Genomic DNA, 15,396 nt, shown 5'->3' with positions numbered 1-15,396 from the left:
GGATCTGGTCCGGGGCAGGGGATGCGGGAAAGCGGCGCGGCGCTTACTCGGCGACCTTGTAGAGGTCCTTGGCGTACCAGTTCTGCTCGACGTTGTTGACCGGCCAGCCCATGATCTGGTCGCTCAGCATCATGTTGGTCGAGGCGTGGTAGATCGGGATCACCGGCATGTCCTGCGACAGGATTTCCTCGACCTCGAAGTAAAGCGGGCTGGCGTCCTGCGAGGACTTGGCCTCTGCCATCAGTTCGTCGACACGCGCGTTGGAATACTTGCCGTCGTTGTAGCCCGACTGCGAGGTCAGCAGATCGAGGAAGGTGGAGGCCTCGTTGTAATCTCCGCACCATGCGCCGCGCGCCAGTTCAAAGTTCTGGTTGCCGCGGGTTTCGAGGAAGACCTTCCATTCCTGGTTTTCCAGCGTCACCTCGACGCCCAGTTTCTGCTTCCACATCTGGCTGGCCACGATGGCGATCTGCTGGTGGCTTTCGGAGGTGTTGTAAAGATAGGTGAAGGACAGCGTATCGCCGTCCGGACCATAGCCCGCCTCTGCCAGCAGCTCCTTGGCCTTCGCGTCGCGGTCCGCCTGGGTCATGTTGGCATAGTCGACCTCGGGGATCTCGAAGCCGTCGGTGGCGCCGGGGGTGAAGGTATAGGCCGGGAATTGCCCGCCTTGCAGCACCCGGTCGACGATCACGTCACGGTCCAGCGCGTAGGACAGCGCCTGGCGGACGCGCACGTCCTGGAACGGCTCGGGGCCGTCCTTGAGGTTGAAGGTCATGTAGTAGTTGCACAGGCGCGGCAGGGCATAGGCCTGGTCGGGGAACTCTTCCTTCAGGGTCGGGTACTGGCCGGACGGGATATCCGTCTTGTCGACCTCGCCCGCACGCCAGCGGGTCAGGCCCTGCGCCTCGTCGCCGATGACCAGCGTCACGACCCGTTCCAGCACGGTTTTGTCATTGTCCCAGTACATCTCGTTGCGTTCGCGCACCGACCGTTCCTTGGGGACGTGTTCGGTCAGGACATAGGCGCCGTTCGACACGATGTTGCCGGGCCGCGTCCATTCCTGTCCATGCTCCTCGATCGCCCATTTCGGAGAGGGGAAGGTCGTGGCGTGCGTGACCATCTTGGCGAAATAGGGCAGCGGCTGGCTGAGGTGCACGACCAGCGTGTGATCGTCGGGGGCAGAGACGCCGAGGTCGGTGATCGGCTTTTCGCCGGCGATGATCGCGGCACCGTTCTGAATCGACATCAGTTCCATGTACCAGGCGTAGGGCGAGGCCAGTTCCGGATTCACCGCGCGCTGCCAGGCATAGACGAAATCGCCGGCGGTGACGGGCTTGCCATCCGACCACCTGGCATCGTCGCGCAGGGTGAAGGTGTAGGTCATGTTGTCTTCGCTGACCGTGTGGCTCAGCGCGACGCCGGGCACGATCTCGCCGTCGGCGTTCTGGTTGTAGAGCCCCTCGAAGAGGTCGCGCACGACCTCGGAGCCGTTCACATCTTCGACCACCTGCGGGTCGAAGGAGGAGAATTCGTCAAGCACACGGTAGGTGAAGGTCTGGTCGGCGGCCAGCTGGGTGCCCTCGGGGACGTCGGCGGCAAAGGCGGCCGTCATCAGCGTGGTCGACAAAAGAAATGGAACGATCGCGGAACGATACTTCATGGTTCTCCCCTGGATTGGATGCTCTTGCGGCAAAGCGTGCCCGAGTTGCCGGACCTTGCAAAGGCTTTTCTGGGTGCCTGCAGGCCCGTCGTCGGGTCAACCGTGGGATGAAACGCGGTAGGAGGTCAAGGGGCGAAAAGGGCGGGGCGGCGGGAGCGTGCCGCGACCGTGCCAGCCGGCTTTGTCAGAAGCGGTTTTCAGGGGGCGCCAGCCACCGGAACATGCGAGAGGCTGGCCCAGAAGGCAGCGACCTCCGCCATTGCCCCGGCCTCGATGACAAAGGCGCGGGGGGCGGGGCCGTCCTGTGTCAACCCGATGGCCATATCGGGATCGCTTTTGAGGGTGAAGAAGAGAATCTCATTTTTGTCCAGCAGGTTGATCCCGGGCGCCGATGGGGCCAGAAGGGCCTGCAACTGCCGTTCCAGCGTTGCGGTCATGGGGCGGTCGGGGCAAATCTGCCGGGGGGCCTGTCCCGGGTCCGCGATGGCGATCAGTACCTCCTCCGCGGCGTCGAGAAGATAGGCCCAACGGTCCTGGATCGCCCTGTCCGGCGGGATCAGCCCAAGCTGCCGAAGGAGCGCATCAACGCCAATGCCGGGGTGTGCGGGATCGGGCGGCTGCGCGGGCGGGGTGGACCTGCATTGCAACCGCTGGTCGCCGGGCAGCAACCGGGCAAGGGCACGGGCCACGGCGTCCAGTTCCTTGATCGTCAGAGGCTGGCCCGACAGCGCCCGCGCCTCCGCCGGGGCGGTGTCCGGCAGGTCGAGCAAACGCGACAGCTGTCCTGCCGCCGCCTCCAGCCGCAACAGGGGTTTGCCCCCGTCGAGGATCGTCAGTTCACGCGGGGCGATGCAGGCGGCGATCGCGTCCAGGACAAAACCCCGCGCCTCTTCGGCTGTAGCGGCGGCGAGGTCCTGGCTTTCGGTGCCCAGGGCCGCAGCCCGGGACAGGATGGTCGCAATCGAAGGATGCTCGGTCATGTCATGTTTTCCGTATCGCCAAGGCGCCCCGCCGCTACACAGATCGCGGGCAGGTCGGCCCGGGGGCCGAGGACCGCACCGATCACCTCGGTCGGGTCGCGGGGCATTTGCAGGAACAATCGGCTGCCCCGAGGGCCACTCTGGACGGCCATGCCGCGGGCAGGCAAGTCTGAACGAAAGAGGGCGCAGGCCGTGGCGCAGAGATCGTCCAGGCGTTCCTGTCCCTGGTGGATCGCGCTGTCGAACGTCAGGACGGTGCCCGCCGCGGTGTCGGCGAGCATGACCAGTTCGCAATGGGCGAAACCGGCACGGAACCTGGCAAGATCGTCACGGGTCATTGGGTAGCCTCTGCTGCCCCTGTCATGACCCCTGTGGGGTTAAGGTCGCCTTACCTCGGGAGGTGTTCCAGGGATCAGGCTTGACGATGTTCCGGCCTTGGCCGGGCGTCCGGCGATTTCCTGCGTGTGATCCGGCGCGGTACGATCCTTGGCTCGGTCCCGGCACCGGCAGAAGGCGGGGGCGCGGTCCGTATGGTCGCCGATCTTGGTGTGGCACGGCGCGGAGCCTGAACCGGGGCAGGTGGCTCCAGCCCCTCGAGCGCGTGGCAGAGAAAGCGCACCAGGGCGGCGGCGCCGGTCGCCTCCAGCACTTCGTCATTGTCGCGGCCCGCCAGCGCGCCGGTCAGCGAAATCGGCAGGACGTCACGGAACAGGGCCCCGGCCTCGGACCGGACCCGCGCGACGACGCGCGCCCGGTCCCGCTCTCCTTGCATCTTGTCGATGCGGGTGATCAGCAGCAGGCTCTTTGTCCAGAGCTGCGGCGGCACCTGTTCCCAGAGCGCGGCCTCGGACTGGCGCCAGGCCTGGTTGGCGGGGGTGCACCAGATCGCCAGGTCGACCTTGGGCAGGAAGGCATCCCAGAAATCCGGAGCCATGTTCGGGTCCGAGGTTCCGGGCAGGTCGATCAGGTCACAGGCCTGCAGAATATCCGCGTCCAGCCGGGCCAGGATCATCCGGGTGTCCTCGGGCGATACCGCTGTCCAGTCCTCGGCGGGCAGGGGCGTTGCACTGCCGTCCGTACCGACGCGCTGGGCACCGGGGGCGCCCAGTTGATACCAGACCGGCGGCAGCTGCGTGGCCGTGACCTGCACCGGAGAGCTGTTCTGCCCCAGCAGAAGGTTGGCCAGGGTGCTCTTGCCCGCGCTGAATTCACCCATCAGGGCAACGCGCGGCTTGCGGGCGCTCGGGTCGGTTGGACGATCGTCTGTCATGATGCGGACCTCTGCAGTCGGTTCATGGGGGCTGTGGCCTGTGGGGACACGGCGCTGTCCTGGGTCAGGCCGGTCAGGATGTCGCGCTGACCCTGGATGAACCCGGTCAGCGTGTTGCGCAGCTCTTGCGAGAATGGGGCGGCGCACTGGTGGTGCAGGGCCTCGACCACGGGTTTCGTTTCCTCGTGGATCAGGCGCGAGAAGTCATCGGCAAAGGCGTGGTAGCCGCGTTGACGCCGCCAGAACTGCGCCCACCAGCTGCCCCGCAGGTCCAGTGCGATGGTCTGGCCAAGACTGATCGGTGCGGGGGCCGAGGGCAGCGGCGGCGGTTTGATCGCGGGTCCGTCGGTTTCCAGCGCGAAGGCCGTCCGGTAGAGCGCGCCGATGTCCTCGGCCGCCCCGGCCAGGACCTCTGTCCCGGCCTTGCCCGCACCCTGGACAAAGACCTTGTAGGCGCTGCGCAACAGCATCCGAAGCCCGGAGGGATCGTAGGTCCAGACCTCGCCTTCGCCGTAGTGTTCGAGGTGCTTGACCAGGGACCCGGTGGCCCGTCCAAGGAAGGCGCGGCGCGCATTGTCGGACCGGTTGGCAAAGGCTTCGTGCATCCGGGCCAGGTGGGACTCGAGCGCCGCGCAGGCGCGGTCCTCGATCCGGTCGAGCTGGTGCGCAATGTCCGGCGCGGCCATCGTCGGCTGCCGCGGTTCGAACCTGCCGGACCCGTCTCGGGGCACGCTGATGTCCTTGCCTGTCTGCAGGTTGTCGAGCGCCACCTTCAACGTCTGTTCAAGGCGGGCGCCCACCCCCTGTTCGACCCGCTGGGCAATGGCGTCGCCAAGGGCGGGCAGGCCGGAAAGCTGCCAGATGATCTCTTGCGGAGGCAGATGGGCCAGTGCGCCGGTGACATGTGCCTCGGCCCAGCTGACCAGCGCCTCGGCGCTGTCGCTGCCCAGGTCGTCAAGGCGGCCCGCAACGGCGTGATGACCCCAGTAGCCGGAGCCGAAGATGATCTCGGCCTCCTGCGGACCATCGAACCGGCGCAGGGTGGCGAGGATGCTGGCGTGGATTTCCGGAACGGCGCTGACCGGGTCGGCGAGTTCGTCGATCCGGTTCACGAAGATGATGACATCGCGCGATTTCACGTTCGAGATCAGCCGGATCAGGCCCAGGTCGACGGAGGAAAGCGCCTGTTGCGCCGACAGGACCATCACGCAAAGCCGGCTGCCGCGCAGGGCGTTGATGGTGATCTGTTCGCGGATCATGAAGGTGTCGTTGACGCCTGGCGTGTCGCGGATGCACAGGCCCAGGGGCAGGTCCGGCCCGGGGAACCAGAGGTCCGCGGACTTGGTGATGTCGGCAAACCGGCCCTGGTCGGGGCTGCCGTCCGCTTCTTCCCAGAAATCGTCGCCAAGGCAGACGTAGCGCTGGATCAGCTCCTGGTCGAAGGTGTCGTAGTCATGGGTCTGGCCCAACAGCATCTGGAACTTGCGCCCCAGCCGTGCCTTGGATTTCTCGCGCATCTCGTCCAGTTGCGCGCGGACCTTTTCCAGCTCGGTGTCCGCCCCGGCCCGGGCGGCGATTTCGCCGACGCGGCCACCCTGGCGGATCAGGTGGTCCCATTCCTCGTTGGTAAAGAACCGGAAGGCGGCGCGGCGGTCCTGCGGTTTCAGCTGCGGCGACATGTGCAGCGAGGTCACGACCGAGGTCCAGGGGTTCACATCCGCGGGCAGCAGGTCCGGCCAGCCGGTGAGCGCGTTCACCAGCGTGGTCTTGCCTGCCTTGACCTGCCCGATGAAGGTTACCGAGGGTTCGAATGCACGGATCTGGCGGCGGTAGTCGCGGGCCAGATGGGCGATGCTCTCCTCGCCGCATTGCGCCATTTCGGAAAATCGCAGGTCCAGATCGGCCAGCCGTTCGGCAAGGTCGGAAAAACCGTCAAAGGCCCTGGGCGGCGTTGCGTTCGGGTCCGTCGAAACCTGTGTCATGCGTCTTGTCTCACCTGTGTATCCTCTTGCGGGACCTTTTCCGGCCGTCAGGCGGCCATGTGCTGCTCGACATCCTGCCGGACCTGCAGCAGCAATTGCGCGGCATCGGCCAGTTGCTCGGCGCCGCCCTCGATCCGCAGCAGCAGGGCGAGGTCCTGGGCCTCGTCGAACCGCGCGACGAGGTCGGGCAGATGTTCCTGCAGGCTGTCGGCCCCGGCGGCCTTGTCGGCCAGCAAGGCGAAGGCCTCTTCAAAAGCGTCGAAGAGTGCATCTTCGTCGGACTCGCCCTCAAGGGTCGTGGCAAGGTCGTTGGCCGTGTCGCGGACCGCGTGAAAGACCCGGGCAAGGTCGCGCGCGGCCTCCGGCGGGAGAACTGCGGGATGCGGAATGACCTGTGCCGTCGGTTTGATCGCTGCAGCCGGTCCAGGGGGCGTAGGGGCACCGTAACGATGCAAGAGCATCTGGGCTGCGTGGAGGTCCTGCTGGCTGGCGTCCCGGATCACCTGGTCAAGATGCGCGATCAGCGGGGCCAGCCCATCGGCGGTGGCGGGGTCGACCTTGAGCTGCCCGTCGAAGTCCGCGCCTGCGGCTGCGGCAGGCGATTGCTTGCCAGTCAAGACCAGCAGCGCGTGATTGTGCAGCCGCTCCGGGGCCGCCTGCCAGAGTTCACGTTCGAAATCTCTCCAGTCCTGCGAACACCAGAGGGAAAGGTCGACGCGCGGCGCGGCCCAAGACAGGCCGGCGCGCAGGTCTGCCGCGCTGGTGTCGGTGACAACCATCAAGAGGCGTCGTCGCGACAGGGCCGGATCGGGGGATGTGATCTGTAGGAACACGGGCGCCTGGGCAAGGAGATCGGGTGCGGGCAGGCCCTCGGCCTCGATCCGGCGGCCGTCGGGTAGCATGGCTCTGGTCCCCGGGGCTGCACCGGGTTGCAGCTCCAGCGTTGGCAAGGTTTGTTGTGCCAACTCGGGGGGCAGCCCGCCCAGGGCCGCCAGGATCCTGCGCTTTCCGGTCCCGGGCAGGCCAAGAATGCCGATGCGCACCGGCGCCGCCAGTTTCTCGGCCAGGGCAGCGCAACTTGCGCGGGCCTTCGCGGACAGGCGGGCATCGGCGCAGAGGGCCCGCAGCCCGGCGAGGGTTTGGGCATGATCGGCATCGGTCATTGTCCGGCTCTCCGCTTGAGCGGCACCAGTCCCGCCAGCCCGTCCATCCCGAGCCGGGGCCATTTCACGGCGAAAGATCTGGCGCGGCGCGAAAGCTCCGTGCGGGGACATAGGAGCATGCGGATCACGACCAGAGAGACATTGTCCTGCTGGTCCGCTTTCTTGGCCTCGACCGCAGCCAGCAGGGCGCGGGTCAAAGCGGCGCTCTCTGTCGCTGGGCGCCGCCGCAGGATCTGCGCGATTTCGCCTTCGTCGAGCACGTTCAGTCCGTCGCTGGCCAACAGGACGATATCCCCGGGTTCCAGCGCCAGCGCCTCTGCCGGGCAATCGACTAGGGGCACGCTCTGGCCGGTGACGGCGGAGGTCAGGCAATGGCGGTGGGGATGGGTACGGGCGGCCTCGGGCGTGATCGCGCCGCGTTCCGACATGAGATCCAGCTGCGCGCCCATCGAATGCAGCACGTTCAGTCGTCGCAATGCGCCGTCTCGAAACAGGTACAGCGGGCTGTCCCCGACGGAAAGCCAGCGCAGCCCGGCGGCGTCCAAGCGCAGGGCCACGAGTGTCCCGCCGGTGTCGGCGCTGATGCACTCCGCGTCGATATGCTGTTTCAGGCGGGCGTTGGCGCTGTCCAGCGCGGTGCGAAATCCGGGATCGCCCTCTGAGGTGGCGCGGGCCGCGGCCAGGTACAGCTCGGCGAACATCTCGCTGACAAGGATGCGGCTTGCGAGGTCGCCGTCATCATGACCACCCATGCCGTCCGACAGCACGGCCAGCCCGGGCAAGCCGCCCTCGGGAAACTGCGCGATCAGCGCGTCCTCCTGCCGGCTGCGCAGCCCGAGGAACTGGCCCGAGGCCGCGTCGGTGGCCAGCTCAGCCATTGTCCTGCGCCCCATCTTCAGGGCCGGCCCAGGACATGCCCTCGCCGCAGAAGGCCACGAAGCGCAGCAGGGTCTTGCCGATGCGGATGGTGTCGCCGTCGTGCAATTCCTCGGTGCTGAGCAGGGGCTTGTCGTTCAGGCGCACGATATTGGCCTTGCCGCCGTGGCCGATATAACTGCGGTTGTCATCCTCGTCGTAGGCGATGGCCAGGTGTCGGTCGCGGGAAATGGCACTGTCGCCGAAATCCAGGGTTACGGTCTGGTCCGGATCGCGCCCCACGGTCGACAGGCCCGCGGTCAGCGTAAAGCTGGCACCGCGGCCCGGTCCTTCGATCACGACGATCCAGCCGATGGGGAAGAAGGGTTCGGCGCCCGGCGCACTTGCGGCGGGGGCGGCCATCGGGTCCGGACCGGCGGGCTCGGCGTGGAATCCCAGCAGCCGTGTCTTGACCCGCTGCGAACTGGGCCTTGGCGCATCTTGAGGCTCTGTACCCATCGCGGAGGCGCTGCGCGCCAGCGCCGAGGATTCGGGGCCGGGGGACGACGGTGGGGCGGGGGCTTCCGTGTTGTCCGGTTCCAGGTCCCAGATCCTGGGGCTTGCGGCGGCGGCCGCGTCCAGGTCGAGCGGGGGCAGATCCACGGCATCGGGCGCCGCGGGCGCGGCCCATTCCTGTCGCGGCGACGGTTGGGGTCGTTCCGGGCGGGGCACATGGTTGCGTGCGGCGCGGGCACTGTCGATGTCGCAGTTTCGCGGGTCCTGTTCGGCCGCCATGCGCCCGGCAAGATCATCCCAGGGGTCGCGCGCGGGCGCATCCTGCGGAGGCGTGTCCAGCGCGGGATCGGATACCGGGCGTCTCCGCGCGATCAGGTTCTTGATACCCTGCATGTCCTTCACCCTTTCCTCATAGGTTCGTTTCCAGCGCCTGCCGCCGACCTCTGCCGGACCAGGATAGAATTGCGCTCAGCGAAAAGCGGCGGCGGCGCGGTGGCGGCGGGGCCAATTCTTCTTCCGCGGCCTCCTCTTCCGGCGGTTCCGGTTCGGCTTCACTGACCCAGTCGGCGGGGTCCTCGTTCAGGATCGCCCAGTACGCGCGTTCCGCGGCGCGCTTTGCCTCTTCGGGATCGGGACGGGGCGCGCGCTTGACCGGGGCGCTGCGCGCGTCGCCGTCCTCGGCGATGGCGGCATGGTTGCTGGCCACCATTTCGGCGATCTTCGACTCGATCTCCGGGTCGACGGGCGGGGCGGCGACGCATGGCTCTGGCGCCTGTGTCGGGGCAGCGGGGGCAAGGAGCGACGGGCGCCGCCCTGCCAGCACATCCAGCCATTCGTCGGCGCTTTGCAACCGGTCCTTGGAAAACAGGTTCAGACAGCGGTCGATCGCCGCCAACAGGCGTGGGTCGTGTTGGGGAAAGCGTCCGGACAGCGGGCGGAAAGGATCGGGCCGCTGTTCGGCCACTGCCGCCAACCGCAGGCTGCTGTTTGGCGGCGGGCTGCCTTCGATCAGGTGGACGAAGGTCGCCGCCAGGGCATAGAGATCACTGGACCGGGATTGTGCGCTGCCGGCGATGTAGAATTCCTGCGGGGAATAGCCGTCCTTGACCGTGTGCACCCGCGACAGCACGCGGCTGGCCTGTGTCGCGCTTTGCCGCGCGGCCCCGAAATCGATCAGAACCGGCGTGCCCATCGTGTCCAGCAGGATGTTGTCCGGGGAAATGTCGCGGTGGAGGATGCCGTTGCGGTGGACGTAGCTGAGCGCCTGCAAGAGCAGAACCGCCAGTTCGCGCACCGCCTCGGGCGTCAGCGCGTCAGGGTGCTGGTCCAGCAGGTCGAAGAGGTCCGTTCCCTCGACGAAATCCAGCGCCATGTAGGCGGTGAAGTTGGCCTCGAAGATCTGATGCACCCCGACGATATTGGGATGCTGCAGGTGCGCCAGCGCGCGCGCCTCCTTCTGAAATAGCTCGACCGCGCGGGTGAAGTCCATGTCGTAGCTTTTCGACCGCAGGCGGACGTCTTCGCCCCGGCGGCAGCAGATGGCGTTGGGGAAACATTCCTTGATGACGACACGGCGCCCCAGGCTGTCGCGGGCCTGGTAGGTGATGCCGAAGCCGCCGGAATTCAGGTAGGTGTCGATGGTGTATTGCCCGTTGCACAGGGTCGCGCCCGGCGGCAGACCGTCGCCTAGGGTCTCGGCGGGTTCGAAAACCGGAATTTGCGACTGGACTGTCATACCTCGATACTCCTGTTCGAACGGGACAGGCTGCGGGCGGGGCCGGATGCGGTGCAGGGTGCGTTCAAACCCGAAATCATCAGCCGTTGCGGGCCGGGCGGTGTCTGAATTGGGACGAAAATGCGTCCCTTGGATCGAAGGAAGTTCAATCTTTATAAGTAATTGCGACAGTTCGCGAAGCACTCGCCCCGCGCGATGCCGGCCCTGTCCTGCCGTGCCCCCGCGTCATGCCGTCTTGCCAAGGTTCACGATCTGGCGAAAAGTGGCGCGGAAATGAGCACATCCAGCGATCAAGACCCCGACACCGCCTTCGACCCGTCCAGTGATGGCGCGAAGATGGGATTTGCCGACGCCATGTCCTATGGCGACTACCTGCATATCGACGCTCTGCTGGACCAGCAGCATTGCCTGAGTGGAGCGCATGACGAGTTGCTGTTCATCATCCAGCACCAGACATCGGAACTCTGGATGAAGCTGGCCATTCACGAACTTGGGGCGGCGCGGGATGCCTTGCTGACCGGGGACACGCCCAAAATGTTCAAGATGCTGGCGCGGGTCAGCCGGATCTTCGAACAGCTGAACAACCAGTGGGATGTGCTGCGCACGATGACGCCCGCCGATTACACCCGGTTCCGCGAGGCGCTGGGCCCGTCGTCGGGGTTCCAGTCCTACCAGTACCGGATGATCGAATACATCCTGGGCAACCGGAACACCCACATGATGCAGCCGCACGAGCACCTTCCGCAGGTGCGTGCTGCGCTGGAGGCGGAACTGGCCCGGCCCAGTTTCTACGACGAGGTTGTCGCGCTGCTTTTCCGCACCGTCGATGGGGACGAAGGCGCCATGCCGGCGCCGCAACTCGACAGCCCGCATGCCGCCCGCGACGAGATCCAGGCGCGCTGGAAAGTGGTCTATGAAGACATCGACCGCTACTGGACGCTTTATGAGCTGGCGGAAAAGCTGGTCGACCTCGAGGATTACTTCCGCCGCTGGCGGTTCAACCATGTCACAACGGTGGAGCGGGTGATCGGGTTCAAGCGCGGCACCGGGGGCACCTCTGGCGTGGCCTACCTGCGCCGGATGCTGAGCGTCGAACTGTTCCCTGAACTCTGGCACCTGAGAGGAGAGCTATGACCACTTTGCCCCGCAAGGACCTGTTCGACCTGCCCGAGGGCGTGATCTATCTCGACGGCAACTCCCTTGGACCGCTGCCGAAAGGAGCGACCGAGCGCGTGCAGGAGGTCATGACCCGCGAATGGGGGCAGGAGCTGATCCGCGCCTGGAACACTGCCGAGTGGATGGCGCTGCCGGCGAAGGTCGGCGACAGGATCGGCGGGTTGATCGGCGCACCTGCCGGATCCGTGGCCACGGGCGACACGCTGTCGATCAAGGTCTACCAGGCACTGGCCGCGGCGCTGAAGATGACCCCGGATCGGCGCGTGATCCTGTCGGACGCGGGCAACTTCCCAAGCGATCTCTACATGGCGCAGGGGCTGATCGGCACCATCGACAAAGGGTATGAACTGCGCACGCCCGCGCCCGAAGACGTGGCCGGGGCGATCACCGAGGAGGTGGCCGTGGTCATGCTGACGCAGGTGGATTACCGGTCCGGTCGGATGCACGACATGAAGGCCATCACCGAACGCGCCCATGCGGCGGGTGCGGTGATGATCTGGGACCTGGCGCATAGTGCCGGGGCGGTGCCCGTGGACGTGACCGCCTGCAATGCCGAATTCGCCGTGGGCTGCAGCTACAAGTATCTCAACGGCGGGCCGGGGGCGCCGGCCTTCATATATGCCCGCCCGGACATCGTGGAGAATGTCGAGCCGGCGCTGTCGGGCTGGCTGGGTCATGCCGCGCCGTTCGCGATGGAACCGGGCTATCGTCCGGCCATGTCCACCGAACGCCTGCGGGTGGGCACGCCGCCGATCCTGCAACTGGCGGTGCTGGACGCGGCGCTGGATGCCTGGGACGGGGTCGAGATGGGCGAATTGCGCGCTGCATCCGTCGCGCTTTGCGAGAGGTTCATCGCCGAGGTCGAGGCGCGTTGTCCGATGCTGAAACTCGCCTCTCCGCGCGAGGCCGGTCAACGCGGGTCGCAGGTCTCTTTCGCCTTTGAGGAAGGCTATGCCGCCATGCAGGCGCTGATCGACCGGGGCGTGATCGGCGATTTCCGCGCGCCCGACATCATGCGCTTCGGCTTTACCCCGCTTTACATCGATGAGGGCGACGTGGTGGCCGCCGTCGACGTGATGGAAGATGTGCTGGGCAACGAGACCTGGCGCGATCCGAAGTACCAGGTAAAGTCCCGCGTGACCTGAGCCGGTCAGCCCGCGCCACGCTGTCTGCCAAGGAAGAGGGTGCGCAGGTCGCGATCCCGGATCACCGAACGGGCCAGGTCGGAGGATGCGCTGCCCGGAGGTGGCAGGCTTTCCGACCAGGCGCCATCTGCCATGACCAGTTCATGCCGGTCGAACAGCAGTTGGATGAACCCAGCACCGGGGCCGGACAGACGCGCAATGCCGGGCAGGGTGCAGAGGCGCGAAGCCTCGACCAGAAGCTCGCGCTGGTCCTGTGCCGGTCCGCCGATCAGCAGCCTCTGGGCCGGGGCCGCGCGCAAGGCGCGATCCGGTGTGCCACGTCCAAGCGTTCCTTTGCGCAGGCGCACCGGCGCCGCGTGCCCCTGCGCCGTTTCGGGCCGGATCCGCAGGCAGCCGCGCAGAACCTGATAGCCGTTGTCGCGGGTCAGTACCCTGTCTCCCGGGCGCAGACCTTCGATCCGTACATGGCCGCGCAGCGTCTTGATCCGCGCGCCGATGAGCAGGCCGCCGACGGCGACAGGCGGCGCCGGGACGCTGTCGGGCGGCGAGACAGGCTCTGCCGACAGAATGTCCAGCCCAGCAGGAAAGGCGCTGCGTTCCATTGGTTCCCCGACCCGAGGCGTGATGCAATGACCGCAGCCTCGGCCCGAGAGGTGGAGATTTGGCCAACGCGACCTCGCGAAACGTGCAGAATTTGATCCGGATTCGAAGGATCAGACGTCGCGCATCGCGCCGCCGGACAGGTCGGTGATCTCTTGGGCGGCCTCGGCCACGCGGCGGCCCAGGTCCGCGATGCCTTCGCCGCTGAACCTGACCGTGGGACCAGAGACGGAAATCCCGGCGCAGGGCTCGCCCTGGTCGTTCAGGATCGCGGCCCCGATACAGGACATGCCGGCGTGCCGTTCCTCGCGGTCATGCGACCAGCCGCGCGCGGCGATGCTGTGCAGGTCGGCGGTCAGCCCCGACAGGGTGACATGAGTGCTGGCGGTGAAGGGCGTCAAGTCCATGTCCTCGATCAATCGCTGCTGCGCCTGAGGGCGCATCGCGGCCAGGATCGCCTTGCCGATGCCCGAGGCATGCATGGCTGTCCGTGTGCCCGGCGGAAAGAAAGCCCGGATCGGGTTCGGGGTCTCGACCTGGCCGACAAAGACCACCTCGAGACCGTCTGGGACCGCCAGGTTTGCCGTCTCGCCGGTTTCCTTCATCAGGCGGCGCATGACCGGGCGGCCGACCTCGACCACGCTGTTGCGTTTCAGAAAGGCGGTGCCGGTGCGCCAGGCCTCTATCCCCACGGCCCATTCCTGGCGTTCCTCGTCGAAGGTCACGAAACGGTGGTTTTCCAGCGTCGTCAGGATGCGGTGCGTGGTGGCGGTGGGAATGTCGATCTCGCGCGAGAGATCGGACAGGGTCGTGCCTTCATCCCGGGCCAGGGCCGTCAGCACGCCAAGCGCACGGTCCAGCGCCTGCAGCGTTCCGGCAGAGCTTTCCTTGAAGGCGGACTTGGGGCGGCCGCGGGGGCGTTTGGGGCTGTTCATGTGCGTTCACCTTTCGAAAAAGTTTTTCGCTGCATTTGCGAAGGTGGAAAATGAGAAACTGAATATCATTCAATTTCATGTGCTTGTGATGACTGTTCCAGAAATGAAAAAGCTTTTCAAGAAAATTGCACGACTCGGGGGCTTGGCGGATATTGGGTGACAAGAAGGAGACCACGCCATGACCGACCAGAACCCGGTTTTCATCCCCGGCCCGACCAACATGCCCGACCGCCTGCGTCGTGCGATCCAGATCCAGACCCGCGATCACCGCGCGCCGGATTTCGTCGACACCTTTGCCCCCGTGCTGGAAGACACGAAAAAGGTCTTCGGTTCGACTGAAGGCAAGATCATCACCTTTCCCGCCAGCGGCACCGGCGGCTGGGAAGCGGCGGTCACCAACACGCTGAGCCCCGGCGACAAGATCCTTGTCGGTCGCTACGGCGTCTTTTCGAACAAGTGGATCGATCTCTGCCAGCGGCACGGCCTTGACGTCCAGATCGTCGAAACCCCTTGGGGAGAGGGCGTGCCTGCCGACAAGTTCGCCGAGATCCTGGCCGCCGATACGGCGCATGAGATCAAGGCCGTCCTGACCACGCACAACGAAACGGCGACCGGCGTCCGCTCGGACATCGCCGCCGTCCGTCGCGCGCTGGACGGGGCCGATCACCCGGCGATGCTCTTTGTCGATTGCGTCAGCTCGCTGGCCTCGATGCCCTTCGAGTTCGACGCCTGGGGCGTGGATATCGCCGTCAGCGGCTCGCAAAAGGGGTTCATGCTGCCCACCGGCATGGCGATCCTCTGCGTTTCGCCCAAGGCGCTGGCAGCCATCGAAACCGCCGGCCTGTCGCGCACCTTCTTCGATTTCCGCGACATGATGAAGGCGAATGCGACGGGCGGTTTCCCCTACACGCCGCCGCTGCAGCTGATCTACGGGTTGCGCGAAAGCCTCGACATGCTCTTTGAAGAAGGGCTGGAGAACGTCTATGCGCGCCATTTCCGCCTGGCCGAGGGCGTGCGCCGCGCCGTCGACGCCTGGGGCATGAAGCTGGTCGCCAAGTCGCCGGACCTTTATTCTGATACAGTGAGCGCGGTCTATGTCCCCGAGGGGTTCGACAGCAATGCGCTGACCGATCACGCCTACCGCGCCTACAAGGTGTCCTTTGGCGTGGGCCTCGGTCAACTGGACGGCAAGGCCTTCCGTATCGGCCACCTGGGCAGCCTGACCGACGTCATGGTTCTGTCCGGTCTTGCCACGATCGAGATGGCGATGGCCGACCTGAACTACCCGATTACCCTGGGCAGCGGCGTCGCCGCCGCGCAGGAATATTACCGGACCAGCCGCGTTGCGGCGCTGAAATCCGCAGCCTGAGGAGGCAAAG

The 15,396-nt window shown here is 66.3% G+C and carries 14 protein-coding genes; 3 read left to right on the top strand and 11 right to left on the bottom strand.

From position 1 onward, the window contains the following. Positions 1-43: 43 nt before the first annotated feature. The 9 genes from G9Q80_RS25640 to G9Q80_RS25600 form a co-directional block, all read right to left on the bottom strand. The gene (locus G9Q80_RS25640) at positions 44-1,660 is read right to left on the bottom strand and encodes a peptide ABC transporter substrate-binding protein (RefSeq protein WP_088716917.1); all 1,617 of its coding nucleotides are present in this window, start codon (positions 1,658-1,660) and stop codon (positions 44-46) included. 197 nt (positions 1,661-1,857) lie between these two features. Then, positions 1,858-2,640 carry a hypothetical protein gene (locus G9Q80_RS25635; protein ID WP_088716916.1) on the bottom strand — a complete coding sequence of 261 codons (783 nt, stop codon included), beginning with the start codon at positions 2,638-2,640 and terminating at the stop codon, positions 1,858-1,860. Continuing rightward, a complete protein-coding gene (locus tag G9Q80_RS25630) occupies positions 2,637-2,978 on the bottom strand; it encodes a hypothetical protein (protein WP_088716915.1) in 342 nt (113 codons plus the stop codon). The genes G9Q80_RS25635 and G9Q80_RS25630 overlap by 4 nt, the downstream gene beginning before the upstream one ends. Positions 2,979-3,052: 74 nt before the next feature. After that, positions 3,053-3,910 (bottom strand): P-loop NTPase family protein, encoded by an 858-nt coding sequence (locus tag G9Q80_RS25625; RefSeq protein ID WP_088716914.1) that lies wholly within the window; start codon positions 3,908-3,910, stop codon positions 3,053-3,055. Beyond that, positions 3,907-5,892, bottom strand: a complete 1,986-nt coding sequence (locus G9Q80_RS25620) for a dynamin family protein (RefSeq protein WP_088716913.1) — start codon at positions 5,890-5,892, stop codon at positions 3,907-3,909. The genes G9Q80_RS25625 and G9Q80_RS25620 overlap by 4 nt, the downstream gene beginning before the upstream one ends. 47 nt (positions 5,893-5,939) lie before the next feature. Continuing rightward, positions 5,940-7,055 (bottom strand): hypothetical protein, encoded by a 1,116-nt coding sequence (locus tag G9Q80_RS25615; protein WP_088716912.1) that lies wholly within the window; start codon positions 7,053-7,055, stop codon positions 5,940-5,942. Beyond that, the gene (locus tag G9Q80_RS25610; protein WP_157903892.1) at positions 7,052-7,933 is read right to left on the bottom strand and encodes a PP2C family protein-serine/threonine phosphatase; all 882 of its coding nucleotides are present in this window, start codon (positions 7,931-7,933) and stop codon (positions 7,052-7,054) included. The genes G9Q80_RS25615 and G9Q80_RS25610 overlap by 4 nt, the downstream gene beginning before the upstream one ends. After that, positions 7,926-8,819: an FHA domain-containing protein gene (locus G9Q80_RS25605; RefSeq protein WP_232788331.1), complete on the bottom strand. Its 894-nt coding sequence runs from the start codon at positions 8,817-8,819 to the stop codon at positions 7,926-7,928. The genes G9Q80_RS25610 and G9Q80_RS25605 overlap by 8 nt, the downstream gene beginning before the upstream one ends. Positions 8,820-8,835: 16 nt before the next feature. Next, positions 8,836-10,161: a serine/threonine-protein kinase gene (locus tag G9Q80_RS25600; protein WP_088716910.1), complete on the bottom strand. Its 1,326-nt coding sequence runs from the start codon at positions 10,159-10,161 to the stop codon at positions 8,836-8,838. 273 nt (positions 10,162-10,434) lie between these two features. Between G9Q80_RS25600 and G9Q80_RS25595 the strand changes: the two genes are divergently transcribed. Together G9Q80_RS25595 and kynU are read left to right on the top strand one after the other, a co-directional pair. Continuing rightward, the gene (locus G9Q80_RS25595) at positions 10,435-11,295 is read left to right on the top strand and encodes a tryptophan 2,3-dioxygenase (protein ID WP_043145416.1); all 861 of its coding nucleotides are present in this window, start codon (positions 10,435-10,437) and stop codon (positions 11,293-11,295) included. Continuing rightward, the gene (kynU, locus tag G9Q80_RS25590) at positions 11,292-12,482 is read left to right on the top strand and encodes a kynureninase (RefSeq protein WP_088716909.1); all 1,191 of its coding nucleotides are present in this window, start codon (positions 11,292-11,294) and stop codon (positions 12,480-12,482) included. The genes G9Q80_RS25595 and kynU overlap by 4 nt, the downstream gene beginning before the upstream one ends. A gap of 5 nt (positions 12,483-12,487) precedes the next feature. Here the strand turns inward: kynU and G9Q80_RS25585 are convergent, their stop codons facing one another. After that, positions 12,488-13,084 (bottom strand): Hint domain-containing protein, encoded by a 597-nt coding sequence (locus G9Q80_RS25585; protein WP_088716908.1) that lies wholly within the window; start codon positions 13,082-13,084, stop codon positions 12,488-12,490. 111 nt (positions 13,085-13,195) lie between these two features. Next, complete coding sequence (gene bhcR / locus G9Q80_RS25580; RefSeq protein WP_069210370.1) at positions 13,196-14,017, bottom strand: HTH-type transcriptional regulator BhcR; 822 nt, start codon at positions 14,015-14,017, stop codon at positions 13,196-13,198. 178 nt (positions 14,018-14,195) lie between these two features. Between bhcR and bhcA the strand changes: the two genes are divergently transcribed. Beyond that, positions 14,196-15,386, top strand: coding sequence for an L-aspartate--glyoxylate aminotransferase BhcA (gene bhcA / locus G9Q80_RS25575; protein ID WP_043145413.1), 1,191 nt, complete (start codon positions 14,196-14,198; stop codon positions 15,384-15,386). Positions 15,387-15,396: the final 10 nt, after the last annotated feature.

Origin of the sequence: Mameliella sp. LZ-28 (assembly GCF_012274245.1) — a bacterium.
GTDB classification, from domain to species: Bacteria; Pseudomonadota; Alphaproteobacteria; order Rhodobacterales; family Rhodobacteraceae; genus Antarctobacter; species Antarctobacter albus.
Note: the sequence above shows the minus strand (reverse complement) of the source record. Positions and strands in the feature narration are given on the sequence as shown.

Excerpts from the sequence above, each read along its gene's own strand:
- G9Q80_RS25640 (WP_088716917.1), bottom strand. The coding sequence starts at position 1,660 with ATGAAGTATCGTTCCGCGATCGTTCCATTTCTTTTGTCGACCACGCTG.
- G9Q80_RS25635 (WP_088716916.1), bottom strand. The coding sequence starts at position 2,640 with ATGACCGAGCATCCTTCGATTGCGACCATCCTGTCCCGGGCTGCGGCC.
- G9Q80_RS25630 (WP_088716915.1), bottom strand. The coding sequence starts at position 2,978 with ATGACCCGTGACGATCTTGCCAGGTTCCGTGCCGGTTTCGCCCATTGC.
- G9Q80_RS25625 (WP_088716914.1), bottom strand. The coding sequence starts at position 3,910 with ATGACAGACGATCGTCCAACCGACCCGAGCGCCCGCAAGCCGCGCGTT.
- G9Q80_RS25620 (WP_088716913.1), bottom strand. The coding sequence starts at position 5,892 with ATGACACAGGTTTCGACGGACCCGAACGCAACGCCGCCCAGGGCCTTT.
- G9Q80_RS25615 (WP_088716912.1), bottom strand. The coding sequence starts at position 7,055 with ATGACCGATGCCGATCATGCCCAAACCCTCGCCGGGCTGCGGGCCCTC.
- G9Q80_RS25610 (WP_157903892.1), bottom strand. The coding sequence starts at position 7,933 with ATGGCTGAGCTGGCCACCGACGCGGCCTCGGGCCAGTTCCTCGGGCTG.
- G9Q80_RS25605 (WP_232788331.1), bottom strand. The coding sequence starts at position 8,819 with ATGCAGGGTATCAAGAACCTGATCGCGCGGAGACGCCCGGTATCCGAT.
- G9Q80_RS25600 (WP_088716910.1), bottom strand. The coding sequence starts at position 10,161 with ATGACAGTCCAGTCGCAAATTCCGGTTTTCGAACCCGCCGAGACCCTA.
- G9Q80_RS25595 (WP_043145416.1), top strand. The coding sequence starts at position 10,435 with ATGAGCACATCCAGCGATCAAGACCCCGACACCGCCTTCGACCCGTCC.
- kynU (WP_088716909.1), top strand. The coding sequence starts at position 11,292 with ATGACCACTTTGCCCCGCAAGGACCTGTTCGACCTGCCCGAGGGCGTG.
- G9Q80_RS25585 (WP_088716908.1), bottom strand. The coding sequence starts at position 13,084 with ATGGAACGCAGCGCCTTTCCTGCTGGGCTGGACATTCTGTCGGCAGAG.
- bhcR (WP_069210370.1), bottom strand. The coding sequence starts at position 14,017 with ATGAACAGCCCCAAACGCCCCCGCGGCCGCCCCAAGTCCGCCTTCAAG.
- bhcA (WP_043145413.1), top strand. The coding sequence starts at position 14,196 with ATGACCGACCAGAACCCGGTTTTCATCCCCGGCCCGACCAACATGCCC.